At 42.5% G+C, this 16,901-nt stretch carries 15 protein-coding genes; 8 read left to right on the top strand and 7 right to left on the bottom strand.

The features are described 5' to 3' along the window. Nucleotide 1 precedes the first annotated feature (1 nt). From cfa to FHS10_RS24365, 5 genes are all read right to left on the bottom strand, one after another. Nucleotides 2-1,117, bottom strand: coding sequence for a cyclopropane fatty acyl phospholipid synthase (cfa, locus tag FHS10_RS24385; protein ID WP_259096140.1), 1,116 nt, complete (start codon nt 1,115-1,117; stop codon nt 2-4). A 98-nt stretch (nt 1,118-1,215) separates the two neighbouring features. Next, nucleotides 1,216-2,031, bottom strand: coding sequence for an alpha/beta hydrolase fold domain-containing protein (locus tag FHS10_RS24380; protein WP_259096138.1), 816 nt, complete (start codon nt 2,029-2,031; stop codon nt 1,216-1,218). 103 nt (nt 2,032-2,134) lie between these two features. Continuing rightward, nucleotides 2,135-2,716 (bottom strand): Crp/Fnr family transcriptional regulator, encoded by a 582-nt coding sequence (locus tag FHS10_RS24375; protein WP_259096137.1) that lies wholly within the window; start codon nt 2,714-2,716, stop codon nt 2,135-2,137. Nucleotides 2,717-3,475: 759 nt separating this feature from the next. Then, a complete protein-coding gene (locus FHS10_RS24370; protein ID WP_259096136.1) occupies nt 3,476-5,740 on the bottom strand; it encodes a Tex family protein in 2,265 nt (754 codons plus the stop codon). A 601-nt stretch (nt 5,741-6,341) separates the two neighbouring features. Then, nucleotides 6,342-8,462 (bottom strand): prolyl oligopeptidase family serine peptidase, encoded by a 2,121-nt coding sequence (locus tag FHS10_RS24365; protein ID WP_259096134.1) that lies wholly within the window; start codon nt 8,460-8,462, stop codon nt 6,342-6,344. Between the two features lie 331 nt (nt 8,463-8,793). Between FHS10_RS24365 and FHS10_RS24360 the strand changes: the two genes are divergently transcribed. Beyond that, nucleotides 8,794-9,546: a hypothetical protein gene (locus tag FHS10_RS24360; protein ID WP_259096132.1), complete on the top strand. Its 753-nt coding sequence runs from the start codon at nt 8,794-8,796 to the stop codon at nt 9,544-9,546. A 114-nt stretch (nt 9,547-9,660) separates the two neighbouring features. Here the strand turns inward: FHS10_RS24360 and FHS10_RS24355 are convergent, their stop codons facing one another. Further along, nucleotides 9,661-10,023, bottom strand: a complete 363-nt coding sequence (locus FHS10_RS24355) for a hypothetical protein (RefSeq protein ID WP_259096130.1) — start codon at nt 10,021-10,023, stop codon at nt 9,661-9,663. A 193-nt stretch (nt 10,024-10,216) separates the two neighbouring features. Here FHS10_RS24355 and FHS10_RS24350 point away from each other — a divergent pair, with 193 nt between their 5' ends. From FHS10_RS24350 to FHS10_RS24325, 6 genes are all read left to right on the top strand, one after another. Next, nucleotides 10,217-11,137, top strand: a complete 921-nt coding sequence (locus FHS10_RS24350) for a hypothetical protein (RefSeq protein ID WP_259096128.1) — start codon at nt 10,217-10,219, stop codon at nt 11,135-11,137. A gap of 37 nt (nt 11,138-11,174) precedes the next feature. Next, nucleotides 11,175-11,996 carry a MeeY/MeeF family manganese export membrane protein gene (locus FHS10_RS24345; RefSeq protein WP_259096126.1) on the top strand — a complete coding sequence of 274 codons (822 nt, stop codon included), beginning with the start codon at nt 11,175-11,177 and terminating at the stop codon, nt 11,994-11,996. Nucleotides 11,997-12,074: 78 nt separating this feature from the next. Then, nucleotides 12,075-12,386, top strand: a complete 312-nt coding sequence (locus FHS10_RS24340) for a type II toxin-antitoxin system HigB family toxin (RefSeq protein WP_259096123.1) — start codon at nt 12,075-12,077, stop codon at nt 12,384-12,386. Then, nucleotides 12,370-12,729, top strand: coding sequence for a helix-turn-helix domain-containing protein (locus FHS10_RS24335; RefSeq protein ID WP_259096121.1), 360 nt, complete (start codon nt 12,370-12,372; stop codon nt 12,727-12,729). Before FHS10_RS24340 ends, FHS10_RS24335 begins: the two co-directional genes overlap by 17 nt. 8 nt (nt 12,730-12,737) lie before the next feature. After that, on the top strand, nt 12,738-13,202 hold the full coding sequence (locus FHS10_RS24330) for a phosphatidylglycerophosphatase A family protein (RefSeq protein ID WP_259096119.1): 465 nt from the start codon (nt 12,738-12,740) through the stop codon (nt 13,200-13,202). Between the two features lie 98 nt (nt 13,203-13,300). Beyond that, nucleotides 13,301-14,407, top strand: coding sequence for an acyltransferase family protein (locus tag FHS10_RS24325; protein ID WP_259096117.1), 1,107 nt, complete (start codon nt 13,301-13,303; stop codon nt 14,405-14,407). 78 nt (nt 14,408-14,485) lie between these two features. On the opposite strand, the gene FHS10_RS24320 is transcribed toward FHS10_RS24325, so the two are convergent. Next, nucleotides 14,486-15,724: an ABC transporter permease gene (locus FHS10_RS24320; protein WP_259096115.1), complete on the bottom strand. Its 1,239-nt coding sequence runs from the start codon at nt 15,722-15,724 to the stop codon at nt 14,486-14,488. A gap of 209 nt (nt 15,725-15,933) precedes the next feature. Here FHS10_RS24320 and FHS10_RS24315 point away from each other — a divergent pair, with 209 nt between their 5' ends. Next, nucleotides 15,934-16,749 (top strand): peroxiredoxin family protein, encoded by an 816-nt coding sequence (locus FHS10_RS24315; RefSeq protein ID WP_259096112.1) that lies wholly within the window; start codon nt 15,934-15,936, stop codon nt 16,747-16,749. Nucleotides 16,750-16,901 lie beyond the last annotated feature (152 nt).

Here is a 16,901-nt window from a genome sequence, read left to right as displayed (position 1 = left end):
CTTACCTGATCCCTTTGTAAAGACCAAGTTTTTTGGGTTTGGTGTAAACAATTTGCCACAGGTGGTTTTTGCGGGCGCGGAAAGATGCAGCGCTTGCATAAAGGTAAAACAACCACATCCGTTTAAAACTTTCGTCATAATTGGCGCTTAGCTCCGGCCAGTTCGATTCAAATTTTTTTGCCCATTCCATACAGGTACGGTCATAATAAACGCCAAAGTTTTGCCAGTCTTCCAAAATAAACAAGCCCATAGCGGCTGTAGTAATTTGCGCGGCCGAAGGTAACATTCCATTTGGGAAAATGTATTTATCTATCCAGGGGTCGGTAATTTTGGTATTGTAGTTACCGCCGATAGTATGAACCAGGGCTATGCCATCATCTGTTAAATTTTCGGCTATGGTTTCCATCAGTGTGCGGTAATTGCGATAACCAATATGCTCCATCATAGCCATACAGGCAATCCTGTCAAACTGATCATGCAGGTCGCGGTAATCCTGCACCCTTATTTCTACAGGTAAACCCGCCGTAACCTTGCGGGCTATTTTGGCCTGTTCCTCAGAAATAGTTAAGCCAACAACGGTTACACCATATCTTTCGGCGGCAAATTGCGATAGGCCGCCCCAGCCGCAACCCAGATCGAGCATCCGCATACCGGGTTCTAATTTTAGTTTGCGACAAATCAGATCAAGTTTATCCTCCTGCGACTGATCCATTGTTTGGGCAGTTTCCCAGTAACCGCAGGAGTACAGCATTCGCTTATCTAAGGTTTTTTCAAAAACATCATCACGGATATCGTAATGTTTATTCACTACCTCCTTTGCCCTGCTTTTGGTTTGCCGGTTCATAAACCGGGCTTTCAGCATATATTTAATGGTATCAAAGTTTTTAGGGATCAACTTATCAACCCGGTGGTAAAGGATCCTGAAAAAAAGCTCGTCGGGAGCTTCAACATCCCACCAGCCTTCCATGTACGATTCACCAAACCCGATGGTCCCCTTGCTTAAAAAACGATCGTAAAATTTAGGGTTATGTACTTGTATATCCCAGGGATTGGTACCGTTAATGGTTATACCGCCGCCGGCGAACATTTTTTCAAGTATTTCTTTAGATGAACCCATAATATCTATTGCCTCTTTTTTTGAGGTGAAGATATATTTTTTATGCCACCGATGCAAAGCAGGAATCTATTGCTTTGTAGCGGCGGCATAAAGGTTTATTATAGTTCTTTTAAAAACTCACCCATCTCTGCTAACACTTTTTGTGAAGCTTCGGAATGAACGTTGGCCAATGGCCAAACATGGTTTTGGTTTTCATAGATGCTCAACACAGCCTTTTGCTGTAGGAGCTTTACTTGCTCATAAAAATTGCAGCTATCATCTAACAGGATTTCATTAGTGCCCACCACTATCAATACCGGCGGGAATGCGTTAAGCTGCACGTTCTCAGGACTTGCTATAGCCAGCGGAGTGTCGCCAATATAATCCTTTGCCGAATTTTTGACATATTCCCTGGTTAAAATAGGGTCTTTAGTTCTGTTTTCTTCATGTGATGGGTTATCGCAGCTTAAACTTATCCATGGGGAAATCATTACAACGGCCTGCGGCAATTTCATTTGTCGTTTAAGCAAATCGCCAACTAAGGAAACGATGAGGCCGCCGCCCGCGCTATCGCCAATGAGGCTAATGGCGTGGCCGGGATAAATAGTTAATAACGCCTTGTAAACATTAAAAACATCCTTTGGCGCTGCCGGGAAAGGATGTTCGGGAGCTAATGCATATTCTACAAATAAAACCTTTGTTTTGAGCTTCCCGGTGATGTGGCTTACCAAAGCCTCATGCGAACGAATAGAACCTACTGCGAATACGCCGCCGTGCAGGTAAATGATGATATTGTTTGCTATTGCATTATTGGGGGTGAACCAATAGCAGCTTAGGCCGTTTATAGAAACCGGCTCTATTTTTATTGACGCGTCTTTGGGATAAATTTTGCCTAATTGCTCAAAGCTTTCCCTGCGTTTTTTGATATCTTCCATTTTGTGTTATGTTTTTAATGAACAGCACAAAAGTGACGGTTACGCGGGGCCACAGCCCATAAACGAGTTTAAGAAATATCCTTAATATAGTTTAAGGCTAAGCCTATTTTTTAGCGATATTGTTGCGCACCTTGCTTAAAAACTCGGGTGTAATGCCCAGGTAAGAGGCTATCTGGGTGCTGGGCAGGCGTTGAAACAGGTGCGGATATTGGTTGATGAAAGATAAATACCGTTCTTCGGCGGTAGAACTGATAGCTTGCAGGATGCGGTTTTCCAATTCAACAAAGCGATTTTCCATAATCACCCTAAAATTCCGGTCGAACTTGGGGTTGTGTGTGAACAGGTAAAACAGATCGGGCTTCTTTATCTGCAAAATGATAGATGGTTCAATGGCCTCTATATAAACACGACTGGGCTTATCCGAATAAAAGCTATCAATTTCCATAATCCAGTCGCCTTCGGCTGCAAACTGCAGGTTGTGTTGTACCCCCTTATCATCAACCTGAAACTTTTTAAAACAACCCTCGGCCACAAAGGTGTAATGTTTACAAACATCGCTTTCCTGCAAAATGAATTGTCGGCGTTTGATTTTCCTTTCAGTTACCCTGGTGCGCAGTTCCTCCCGCTCTTCTGCATCCAGCGGAAGATATTTGTCAAAACTTGTAAAGAGTTTATTGATGGGCACGGTAAAATAATTATGAGGTTAAGATACGCAAGTAATCAGAAAATGGGAGATGAATTAATACTCCATCTCTTTATTGTTTTTTAGAAACTGTTTAAAGTTCTTTCAAAAATATTTAACGTGAGTTTGATATAAGAACCCCCAAATGTCATTTCGACGAACGGCTCATGGCTGAGTGGAGGGTGAGGAGAAACTACCTCTTGAGCGAAGCGAAAAATCTTATGCGTTATGCAGTCCATCATAGCATGTCATATAAGATTTCTCTTTCGCGCAACCGCTCAATCCCGCCCTTGCTCAATCGAAATGACATCCTTTCCTTGATTTACGACAGCTATTTCTTATATCGAACTCACGTTATTTAGGTAAATCTTATGAAGTATATGCTCAGCCACAATTGAACATTTGCAAGCCAAGCGCCCAGTGTAAACTTTTTTTAGTACTAAACAGTGGTGACAATATTTTGTCAGCAAACGGGCGTATGTGGAGTTTTGTATCGCTATTTTTGTATAAATATCTGATAATGAGCGATTAAAGTGTTCCACGAAGTTTACGTTTTAAAAACGTTAACTACCTGATATTGAGACGGAAAGATGTTCGGGGTGTTCCATGCGTTCCACCCGTTCCGGTGGAACACTATTGGTGGGGTGTATCGGTAATAATCAAAACAAAATCGTTCCTATCATCTGTTTTAAAGCAACACCCTGTTGTTTGATATACTACTAAATTCAAACAACAGGGTGTTTCAAACACGTTAAGCAACCGCTATTTAAACTTGTTTTTTAAAGCGGCCAGTTTTATGGCGATGTCTGTCTCAGGTGCTTCAACCGGCTTTTTGTTGAATGATGGTTTGTTGCCGGCAGATCGCCTGTCGTCATGCCTTCTTTCCTGCGGCGCGCTTTTATCGTTCTCCTTCATGGATAAGGCGATGCGTTTGCGGTTAACATCAACTTCGGTTACGGTAACTTCTACCTTTTGGTGAACTTTAAGCACTTCATTAGGATCTTTAATATATCGGTTGGTGATCTGGCTAAGGTGTACCAGCCCATCCTGGTGAACGCCGATATCAACAAAGGCACCAAAATTGGTAATGTTGGTTACAATGCCAGGCAGCTTCATACCAACCTTTAAATCGCCAATGGCATTTACACCATCGGTAAAGCTAAAGGCCTCAAACTGCTCGCGCGGGTCGCGGCCGGGTTTGGCAAGCTCTGCCATGATATCGTTCAGGGTTGGTAAGCCCACCGATTCTGAGGTGTATTTTTGCAGCGGGATGCTCCTGCGGATGACAGCATCGCCCATTAAATCCTTAACGGTACATTTCATATCCTTCGCAATCTGCTCCAGCAAGCTGTAACGCTCGGGGTGTACCGCGCTTGAATCCAGCGGGTTTTCGGCATGATGGATCCTTAGGAAACCTGCTGCCTGCTCAAAAGCTTTTTCGCCAAGGCGGGGCACTTTTTTAAGTTGGTCGCGGCGTTTAAACGCGCCGTTCTGATCACGGTATTCAACAATGTTTTGTGCCAGCTGCGGACCAAGGCCCGATACATAGGCCAGGATCTGTTTTGAAGCCGTATTTAACTCCACGCCAACGGCATTCACGCAACTCATTACGGTATCGTCCAACGAAGTCTGGAGCTTGTTCTGATCTACATCATGCTGGTACTGGCCAACCCCTATCGATTTTGGATCAATCTTTACCAACTCGGCCAAAGGGTCCATCAACCGGCGACCGATTGATACGGCACCCCTTACGGTAATATCTTTATCCGGGAACTCCTCTCTCGCCACATCCGATGCCGAATAGATAGACGCACCACTTTCGTTAACCATTACAATGGCAACGCCGGGCAGGTTAAGGTTACGCACAAACAATTCCGTTTCGCGGCCGGCAGTGCCGTTGCCAATAGCAATGGCTTCAATTTTATACCGGTCAAACAAATGCTGAACAGTTTTTTCGGCCTCACGGGCCTGGCCAGCACCGGTGTGCGGGTAAATGGCCGTATTCTCTAAAAGCTTACCCTGCTCATCTAAACAAACTAACTTACAGCCTGTGCGGAAACCCGGATCGATAGCCATTACCCGTTTTTGACCCAGTGGCGCACCCAACAAAAGCTGGCGGGCATTCTCGGCAAATACACGGATGGCTTCCTCATCGGCTTTCTTTTTGGTAAGCAGGCGCACTTCAGTTTCCATTGATGGCTTAAGCAAGCGTTTATAGCCATCGACAATAGCTTGCTTAACCTGATCTGCACTTGGGTTATTGGCTTTAACAAAGCTATCCTCCAGGGCTGCAATGGCCTCTTCTTCGGCAGGTTTAATATCCAGCCAAAGGATTTCTTCTTTTTCGCCCCGGCGCATTGCCAGGATACGGTGCGATGGTGCCGATTTTACAGGTTCGGTCCAGTCAAAGTAATCTTTATATTTTATGCCTTCTACTTCCTTACCATCAATAACTTTTGATTGGAAGGTGCCCTTCTCTACAAAAAGCTCACGAATGCGGGTACGTACTTCAGCGTTTTCGCTAATCGTTTCGGCAATGATATCCCTTGCGCCGGCAAGCGCTTCCTCAATGCTGCTAACACCCTTTTCGGCATCAATAAAAACAGCGGCTTCGGTTTGCAGGTCGGCTTTGCGTTGCTCCAACAGCAGGTCGGCTAAGGGCTGCAGGCCCTTTTCGCGGGCCGCGGTTGCACGGGTTTTGCGTTTAGGGCGATATGGCAGGTAAATATCCTCTAACGTAACCATGGTTTCGGCTTCGTTGATCTGCTTTTCCAGTTCGGGTGTTAGTTTGCCCATATCTGTTAGCGATTTGAGGATAGCCTCGCGGCGTTTATCCAGATCACGTAATTGCTGTGAGCGGTCGCGGATTTCGGCTACCTGTACTTCGTCAAGCGTGCCGGTAACCTCTTTACGATAACGGGAAATAAACGGAACGGTTGCGCCTTCATCAAGTAAAGCAATGGTAGCGGTTACCTGTTTTTCAGCAATGGAAAGCTCTGCAGCTATTTTTTTAGAATGCGATATCATACATCAAATTTCGGACTGCGAAGTTGAGGGAATAGGCCCACAATTCAAAAAAAGATTTTTAACAACTGGGGATAGTAAGTGCGATAAAAGATAAAAGGACAAAAGAGCAAGGACAAAAAAACTATAGGAGGCCCTGTAAACTGAAAATGGGCCAAAAAAGGGGTTCTCTTTTGGCCCATTACCATTAGTCTGTTAACCGGGCTTAGTTATATTGCTTTATAGCGATAAATAATATTATTGTAAATATGGCTAAAACAAAAGATAAAGCCGCGCGACGGTTGGCAGCTATTGCATCGGGTATGCGGCCCGTTGGCACAAGTTTTTGATGCTTTTTTCTATAACTCAAAGCCAACACTAATAAAAATGCAGCAATAATTAGTATAATATATTCCATGTACCAACTACACGCAACATGCCACTTTGGTTTTGTAACACTTTATATGAACAAAGATGAACAAGGGGGATTTAGGGTAGCGCTGCAATCGGACCTGGTATAAGCCTTTTGAACTAACCCCATTAAAAGTTGTATACCCAAACTTACGCGGTTTCAAAAATTTCGTAAGTCTTTTCTTGCTTAAAGGTCCATTACATCAATATCAACTCACCACTTCACCCCCAAATTCCAAAACATAAAGGCCCATTTATCAACCTGGCTGCTTATCACCTGCGCGGTTGATTGCCCTGCGCCGTGGCCGGCATTGGTTTCAATACGGATGAGTACCGGCGCCGGGCCTTTTTGATATTCCTGCAAACGTGATCCAAATTTGAATGAATGGGCCGGTACCACGCGGTCGTCATGATCGGCAGTGGTAACCATGGTGGCCGGGTAAGCCTGCGGTTTTAACGCGTGATAGGGCGAATATTTATACAGGTATTCAAACATTTCTTTTGAATCTTCGGCTGTGCCGTAATCATAGCTCCAACCTGCGCCCGCCGTAAATTTATTGTAGCGCAACATATCCATAACGCCCACTGCCGGGAAAGCTACTTTAAACAGATCTGGCCGTTGGGTAAGCATGGCGCCAATAAGCAGCCCCCCGTTTGAGCCACCGGATATCGCCAGTTTTTCTTTCGAGGTGTATTTGTTTTTTATGAGGTATTCGGCAGCGGCTATAAAATCGTCAAACACGTTTTGCTTTTTCATTTTGATGCCCTTTTTGTGCCAGGTTTCGCCATACTCGCCGCCGCCACGCAAATTAGGTACCGCGTATATGCCCCCATGCTCCAGCAATATAATATTTGATGTGCTGAAAGCCGGGGTTAAGCTTACGCCAAAGCCGCCATAGGCGTAAAGCATCAGTGGGTTTTCGCCATTGAGCACCGTGCCTTTTTTGTAGGTGATAATCATCGGGATCTTTGTTTTATCTTTTGAATTATAAAACACCTGTTTCGATTCGTAAAGTTCAGGATCAAACTTAACGCCCGATTTTTTATACACAGATGATTGGCCGCTGGCTATATTCAGCTTAAAAATAGTGGGTGGGTATACATAACTGGTAAAGGTGTAATAAGTTTCCTTTTCCTCCTTTTTGGCCCCAAAGCCCGAAGCGGTACCCACCGATGGTAAACTAATGGTACGCTCCAGTTTGCCATTCATGTCATATTGCTGCACAAACGAGGTGGCATCTTTGAGGTACTCAGCAAAAATTTTGCCCCCGCCGGTACTGGCAGTAAGCACATTTTTTGTTTCGTGGATAAGATCTTTCCAATGGGTAATGGTTGGGTTTACGGCATCAACCGTAACAATTTTAAAATTTGGCGAATAAATATTGGTGATGATGTATAGCTTACTACCCACGTTATCCAATACCGAATGCTGGTTATCAAAATTATTAACAACATTAACAATCTGGCTGCCAGGCTTGCTTAAATCCTGTATATATAGTTCGTTCCCCGTAGTTGAAGTAGCTGCCGAGATCACCAGGAAACGTTCATCTTCTGTCAGGTAAGCGCCAATGTAACGGCGGGGTGTTTTGTCGCCTCCAAAAATCAACTGATCTGTACTTTGTGCTGTACCTAATTTATGATGGTACAATTTATGGTATTGGGTTAACCCGGATAGTTTACTACCCGCCTTAGGCTTGTCATAGCTGCTGTAGTAAAAACCTTCCGTGCTTTTCCAGGCCAGGCCGCTGAATTTCACATCTATCAGCGTATCGCCCACAACACTTTTATCATCAGTTTTTATCACAATTACCTTGCGCCAGTCAGATCCGCCTTCCGAGATCTGATAAGCCGCCAATTCGCCGTTTTTGGTAAAATCTATCCCCTGTAATGACGTTGTACCATCGGCCGAGAATTTGTTGGGATCTAAAAACACCTCGGGCGTGCCGTTATCGCCAATTTGTCGGTACAAAACCGCTTGACTTTGCAGTCCATCGTTTTTATAAAAATAAGTGTATTTGCCCTCTTTAAATGGTGCGCTGTATTTTTCGTAATTCCAAAGTACTTCCAGGCGTTTGCGCATCTCCTCACGGAAGGGGATTTGCTTTAGATAGTCTTGCGTAACCTTATTTTCTTCTTTCACCCATGCTTTGGTATCAGGGGCCTGGTCGTTTTCCAGCCAGCGGTAAGGATCGGGCACCGGGGTGCCAAAGTAAGTATCAACGGTATCAACCTTTTTAGTTTGTGGGTATGGCAGTGTTTTAATAGTCATTTGTTGCGCGTAGGTGTAGCTGCAAAATAAAACAGCTAATGCAAATAAACACGGTGTTTTTTTCATCTCACTTTAAATTACAGGAAACTAAAGATATGGATTTGAACGGCATGCCCGCAAGCTATTTGCGGCAATAAAGGTTAAAAGTTGTTAATATTTACCGTTTGCTGCCATATAATTGAGCAGGGCAAGCTATATTAGCGCCCTGTAAGTAAAACCGGCTTGAACCGGTATCCCGGCCGGTTGCGGCTGTTGGGTATGCATGTGCTATATATTAACCGCTTATTTTGCAATATCGGGCAGGTTAATGATAATAATGCATTTTTTTACACGTTTGCTAAACCAAATAAACAAGGTAACGGGCAAACCTTATTTTATTTAATAGGACTATTACAACATGAAACAAATTTTTACTCTATTGGCTTCAGCCTTTTTTATGCTGATTGTCTTTAACGCCAAAGCGCAGGATGTTCAGGATGAAGATATTGCTTCAGAAAAATCAAAAAGCTATATAAGTTTAGGGGCAGGCCAGTCAAGGCCATTTGGCGCTTTTAAAGTAACCGATTACGCCAACCCAAAATCTGGTTTTGCAAAAAAGGGGTTAGTATACTCAATTGATGGGGCGCATTACTTTTTTAAACGTGCTGCATTAGGCTACACCGTAACTTACCAGGACCAGGGTAACCTTACTTATGATGATGATGTTAAAATATCACAAGGATATACCGATTCCTATGTTGCTGATGGATCTACAGTAACGGCCAACAAACGTTACCGCAGTTTAAACATTTTATTAGGCCCGCAGTACTCGTTGGTGTGGCATGCTTTCACTTTTGACTTCAGGGCATCTGCCGGAGCGATCAAAAGCTTCGCAACACCACAAATAGCAGTTGACATTACAGGTGTTAGCGAACAAACTGGCGAATTCATCCAACAGAGTTCAAACAAGTTTGCGTTTGCTTATGGTGGCAGTGTTGGCATACGCTTAAATACAGGTGCAGGCTGGGGTTTATTCCTGAAAGGCAACTACGTTAACTCTGCCGGACCAAAAATTACTTATACAGGTCGTACCCTGGAACTTGGCCGTACCGTTAAAAACCAGGCTATAACAGAAGGTCAGGCTATTTTTGGTTTATATAAAGAGTTTTAATTTGACCATGGTTTAATAACCCCAGTTTAAATAAAAAGGGCTATAATGTTGATCATTGTAGCCCTTTTGCTTTTTATACTTTATTAACAATTTGCGGTAATGCAGCAGATTATATTACTCGCAGGTGAAATCAACGAACGCTAAGCCACTCGCCTTAAAATAAAACTTAGCATAACACTTATCGCCATCTGTAACCAATTTATGGCCTTCGCAAACACCGCCCCAGTAGTATACCAGTATTTCATCATCGTCAACATGTTCGGTATCATTTGGCGATTTAAAAACTTTTAAAAATATAGTTTCAGATTTGCCCATCAGTTGGTATTGATTGATGAGCGAATCGGCCAATGCTTTATTTCTTAACCCCAGGCAACCTTCTTTATCCCGGCTCCAGTTATTTTCGACAGGGAAACGGGAACATGCAGCGCAAAATAAAATTGAACCGAGTACAATAATATTATTTATTCTTTTTTTCATGAGTATAGTTGCGAGCAGGAGTTAAATGTATAGAAGTCATCATTTGATAAGGGTGGTTAACATCTTCATAAAGGTACAACAGTTGGCCATTTGTTACTGCTACGGCCAAGTTCCTTTATCATCCATATTTTCTTAAATTTGTAGGAAATACATGGACGAAAACCGGTTAAATATTTTAAATCAATCCAATAGAATGCTCAGTAAGCTGCAATTGCTTTCTGTGTTTTTTGGTGACGAAATTATTTATAAAATTTACCTGCGCAGCCAGGTGATCCATAAATTGTTTGAAGCCAACCCCGAACTGGATATCAACAAACTCGACCTGTTTCACCTGCAGTTTACCCAAAGTCTGATCGACCTGCTCCGCAAGATCAAAAAGAACAACGAAACCAATGTGAGTTTGCTGTTTGATGAGATCCAGATTAACCGGGAAATGATTGAACGGTTAAACGACCCAACTTATACCCTGGCCAATTTTAATATTGAAAAACAGCGACAAGCATTAAAGGTAAATCTTTCTTTACGCAAGCTATTCCAGGTATTATCGGACGAATCGCATGATAACCCGCTTTCAAAAAACATCAATGCCTTTAGTTCACGCTTTGCTGCCGACTTCTTTTACACCATCAGTACCGATTTGATGGAAGAGCTTACGGCCTATAGCCTAACTGATATTTACAAAAACGACTATGCCAAAATTCAGCGTAAGCTGATGGGGGTGCTTTGTAAGTACGATTTTAAAACCGAGTTTTACTGCGGATTGAAGTCGGGCGCGCAGGTTGTTGAGGTTTACAAATTTTTAGATGACGACCGGCATTTTCTATACGCGCCATCTGATAGTCTTTTCGTTTTCCTTGACGTGGCCAAGATCTCGGGCATAGATATGTCGACCAATCTATCCAAAAAAGAAAAACTGGTTTACGAACTGAAGGATAAGAACGACAGGCTGGAGGGCAACGCCGCGGCCATGAAAGCCTTTATGCCGCCCGAAATTACCAGTTTGCTCACTGATAATTATAAAAAGATTTCGGACATCAGCTTCCTGGATAACATCAGTAATATTGATGTGCAAGCCAATATTTTAAAAAGTATGCTCAATACCGATTTAATTTAGTTTATTTAACCTCATAAAAATACATCACCTGCCCAATATGGATTTTTTACACACAATTTTAGGCGACGATATAAAAGCCGGATTACTGATCATTTTAAACCTGATTGTTATTGAAAGCCTGCTTTCGGTTGATAACGCGGCTGTATTGGCTACCATGGTACTCGATTTGCCAAAAGATCAACGCAAAAAAGCATTACGGTACGGTATCATTGGTGCCTACGTATTACGTGGGGTTTGTTTGTTCCTGGCTGCCTGGCTGGTGAAAATATGGTGGTTAAAACCTATCGGCGGTTTATACCTGCTTTACCTTTGCTTTGATTATTTTAAAGGAAAAATACAGGCCGCCAATGCCGAAGCCGGCGATGAAGAGGTTGATAAAAGTAAAAACTGGCTATATAAATCAACCGTTGGGGTGTTTGGCGTATTTTGGGCTACCGTTGCCCTGGTTGAGCTGATGGACCTTGCCTTTTCTATAGATAATGTATTTGCAGCCGTGGCTTTTACAGATCATGTGGTGTTAATTTATATCGGTGTATTCATTGGCATTTTGGCCATGCGTTTTGTAGCACAGGCTTTTGTTAAGCTGATGGAAAAGTTCACTTTCCTTGAAACCGTTGCCTTTATTGTAATTGGTGTACTTGGTATTAAATTGTCTTCATCATTATATGTACACTTTTACCCGGAAGCATCTGTTTCAAAAGCCCTGACCGGCGAAAGCGCGGATATAGCAACGTCGGTATTTACAGTTGCTATCTTCATTATCCCGGTATTAACATCCCTGTTATTTAACTTCCCCAAACGCCACACCATTGAACCGGAAGTAGCTGAAGCTGCTGAGGACGTGCTGGATAAACAATAGGAGTGTCCTAAGTTCCCGTACAATATATTTTTCATTTCAATGTTACCAATATGGTAACATTTTTTATCTTTGTATTAAATGAGGGTTATTGCGGTAAAAACCTTAAAAGATTATATCTCTGAGTTTTATCAGGCAGAACAAGCATTGTTAAGCTGGTATGAGGAAGCCTTGTTAGCCAGTTGGAATAATCCTAATGAATTAAAGGCACAATACAGAAATGCCTCCATCTTAAATGAGAAGAGAGTTGTATTTAACATTCACGGTAATAGCTACCGACTAATTGTGGATATTGAATATCGGTTAAAAATTATTTTTGTTGTTTGGTTTGGGACACATAAACAATACGACAAAATAGACGCTAAAACTATAAGTTATGTTAAAGCCAATTAAAACAGAACAGGAATATGATGATGCACTGGCTCGGGTCTATGAGCTTATGCAAACTAAAATCATTGAGGGATCAGCCAATTCAGATGAACTGGAAATTCTAAGTATTCTTATAAAAGAACATGAATTAGTTCATTATCCGGTTGGGCACCCTAATCCATTAGAGGCTATAAAATTCAGAATGGACCAGATGAATTTGTCAGAAAGCGAGTTGAGCAATATACTGGGAAACCGCTCCCGAAAATCGGAAATTTTATCAGGAAAAAGGAAACTAAGCCTATCTATGATCCGGAAATTAACTCAAATATTGAATATCCCTGCCGAAGTGTTGATCCAGGCATATTAACCAAACAAATGAACTTCAACAAAATAATAGCATCCATTTTTGGTATTGGTTTTTTAAAGGGTGGAGGTACTTATGCCGCTATGGTTACCTGTGGCGGCATTTGGCTGTTATGGAAATATACAAGCCTGCAAAACCCATGGTACTTGTTTGCTATTACTGTTATTATAACCCTGTGGGGTGTTTATGTAAGCAACAAAGTTGAACCAGATTGGGGCGAAGATAGTTCGCGTGTGGTGATTGACGAAGTTGCCGGCATGTTGATCTCGGTGCTGTTTCTTCCGCAAAATCTTTACTTTTTGTTGGGTGGCCTGGTGTTGTTCCGTTTTTTTGATATTGTAAAGCCACTTGGCATCCGCAAAATGGAAGCACTGCCAAGCGGCACTGGTGTGATGATGGATGATGTACTGGCCGGTGTTTACTCCAATATTGTGCTTTGGGTTGGATATTTCATCTGGATAAAATTCGGACATTAAAAAAGGCAAGCTTTTATTTTAGCCTTTAAAGCAACCAACTCCACGTTTTTAAAGTATTGCATATAGTGTTGTAAACAAGCCTTGTTACATACTACCCCATGGAAAAACACCGGATAAAGGTATTGGATGGCTTTAGGTTCATCGCGGTGATATCGGTGCTGTTGTATCATCTCACCAATCCACTAATAGCCCAATACCCGCATCACGACTTTTTTCTGCACATTTTCAAATACGGCGGTTTAGGGGTTCAGTTCTTTTTCATGATCTCGGGCTTTGTGATCAGTTATACATTGGCGCATACGCCAACGGTTGCGACCTTTTACCGCAACCGTTTCAGCCGGCTGTTCCCTGCAATGTTGTTGTGCTCGCTGTTAACCTTTATTGTAGCCCGGTTGATTAACGATCCTGTTTACTACGCAGGCGCCAAACAAGCCCAAAATCTAATCCCTGGCCTTAGCTTTATTAATCCATCTTTATGGAATCTGATTATCGGCAGTAAATTCAGCTGGATAAACGGCAGCTATTGGACGCTATGGGTGGAGCTGCAATTCTATATTATCGCCTCGGCTTTGTACTTTATAAACAAGGCAAAGTTTTTCAGAAATATGTTGTGGGTAGGTGTTGCTATCAGTATTACTAAATACCTGCCGGGTTATTTTTTGAACAATTATCCCGGATATTTAAAAGCACATGGGTTGGCTGGCTTTTTTGACAACTGGCGATATGGCAACGAGGTCTTTAATATCACCTTCTTTATCGCCTGGTTTTTAGCTGGTGTAATTTTTTACAGATTATACATCGGCATCAATATTAAGCAGAACTATTGGTTTTTAATTTATCCCACAATGGTGATACTTTGCCTGCTTAGGGATAGCTGGGTGTATTTTCAAAGTATCTTTTATGCGGAGATGTTTGCCGGATCAATAATGATAGCCCTCTTTTTGCTGTTGATCTACAAAGGAAATTTCCTGTCCATTCTTGAAAATAGCTTCATTACGCGTATCGGGGTTATATCATACAGCATCTACCTCATCCATGAAGTTATCGGGATTTTGCTCATCAATAAGTATAGCCACTACCTGGGTTCCTGGGCAATGCTATCGCCATTTATTATTATCGTTATGGTAATTGCATTTGCCGAATTGAGTTACCGGTTTTATGAAACTAAAATAGCCCGGCTAATTAAAAAAGCTTTTGGAAATTAGGTTTCGTGAAATTATATTAAACAAAAAGGCCGATCCTGTATGGGCCGGCATTTTATTTATGATAAGTGTTTCTGTGGGTTATTCGTAACGCAGGGCCTCAACCGGATCAAGCTTGGCCGCTTTTTTTGCGGGGTAATAGCCCGAGATCAGGCCGATGAATGTACATAACACCACCGCGAAGATGAGCCAGCCCCATGGCACAGCAAAGGTGCCGCTTATTTGTACAGCGATAACATTGCCCGCCGCCATACCTAATACAATACCTGCCGCGCCGCCCATAAGGCAAATTACAATGGCTTCTATTAAAAACTGCTTTCGGATAACTGCCGGCGTTGCACCAATGGCCTTACGTACCCCAATTTCGCGGGTACGCTCGGTTACCGATACCAGCATAATGTTCATGAGGCCGATGGCCGCACCTATAAGTGTAATAATACTGATGGCAAATCCGCCCGCGGTAATCCCTGCCAATTGACCGCCCAATTCTTTCTGGATAGAATCACTTCTTGACATTTCAAAATTATCCTCGTTGGCAATGTTCAATCCGCGAATGTTCCTGAACAGGGATGTTGCCTCACCAATGGTGGCATCCAGCGCTCCCGGGCCTTTTACTTTTACCGTAACAGTATAAGATATGTTTTTATTGGTATCTATCTGTTTGGCTTTCAGGATGGGGATGATACAAAATTTATCGCCCCCAAATGAACTTGAACCTTTCGATGCAATTACCCCCACAATTTTATATTTATTACCACCTATAAAAACGTTTTGGTTAATCGGGTCGGAGTGTTTAAATAGTTTTTGTTTGATTTCATCGCCAATCAATACTACGTTTGAGCCATGCTCCAATTCCGAAGTTGAAAAATTACGACCGAACGAGAGCTTTTTGCCGCTGGTGAGCAAATAGTTTTCGTTGGAGCCCGAGATAGAAATATTCTGATTGGTTTTTTCGCTGCCAAATTTCGCTACCGCGATACCGGTAACATCTAAATTAACAGCGATAATAACGGGCAGTTTGAAGGTCTTTTTAAAACGATCAGCTTGATCATAGGTAATGGATGGATAAACTTTACGGTGCCCACCATTGCCAAAATTAAGTCCCTCGCCCCGGTTTTGGATGGTGAAGGAGTTGGCCCCCAAATCGGCAAAGGCATCATTGGTAAACTGCCGGATGCCCTCAATCGCCGTTAAAATACTGACTAATGCCATAATGCCGATGGCGATGATGAGCGCCGTCAAAAACGTACGCAACCTGTTACCGGCTATGGACTGCAATGCAATGGAAATGTTTTCTCTGTACGAGGTTTTTACCGGCATGGGCGTATTGTGTATGATAAAAGCAGCTGTTTGACTAACAGGCCTATATGTTTGTTACAGCTTGATTAAAAAATAGATGATTGGATAATGGAGCAAAGAGCAAGGACAAAAGATCAAAAAACAGTTGTCCGCGGGGCGTTAATCCTTGACCCTTACTCCTACATCCCCAAATAACTGCTATATTTATTGCATCTACTATGTATAATGCGATGAAGAATATTTTTATGGTTTTGCTGCTGCTTTGCATTGCCTTAACTACCAACGCCCAGGATACGGTGAAAAGGGCTCCTATCCGCAGGTATACCATTGATCAAAATTCGGTGGTAAAAGACTCGACAGGGAAGGTGTTGAGTTTTACACAATGGAGCGCTTTAACCCGTACAAGAGCGTATATATTGGTGCCCGAAGATTTTAATCACATGGATAATAAATTTATACTGGTAAAACAGGGTAGCGGCGCTTTATTCAGGCACCTTAATCGCGGTATAAGTAACGCGCCAACGGATAAGTCCGTTGATAACGACCCGGCCGCGCCACCTCCACCACCGGCCGATCCTTATGAGAAGATGAGTAACTGGTCGAAACCTTTTGAGTCTGAGTATTTTAAAACGGGCGAGCCGATCAAACTGTTTTCTACTCACGATATTAACGGAAACAAGTTATCACTTAAAGAACTGCGTGGCAAAGTGGTTGTACTTAACTTTTGGTTTATTGGTTGCCCAGCCTGTATGCAGGAAATTCCCGAACTTAACGAGGTATCTGCAAAATATAAGGACAATCCCAACGTGGTTTTCATCGCGGTAGCGCTTGACTTTAAAAGCGATCTCAAGAAATTTTTGGCAACCACCCCTTTTAATTACCAGGTAGTAAATGAGGGCGGGATTTATGCCAAAGAGTACGGGATAGCTTTATATCCTACCAATTTGATATTAGATAAAGAAGGTAAAGTAGCGCTGCATTGGGTGGGTTACGCGCCAAGCGCACCTTACTGGATGAAGAAAACAATAGACGAGAATTTAAAATAAGCACTGGCGGATAGATGGTTGGATACAGGAAGTAAAACCATTTGTGATCCGTGGGGGAAGTGCTCAAAAAGAAAGAGGCTGTATCATAAATCATGATCAGCCTCTTTTTTATTACTAATGTTTTATTGCTGTAAATTCAAATATCTATTTAT

It is taken from the genome of Mucilaginibacter dorajii (assembly GCF_024808255.1).
GTDB lineage: Bacteria > Bacteroidota > Bacteroidia > Sphingobacteriales > Sphingobacteriaceae > Mucilaginibacter > Mucilaginibacter dorajii.
This window is presented reverse-complemented; position numbering and strand designations above follow the sequence as displayed.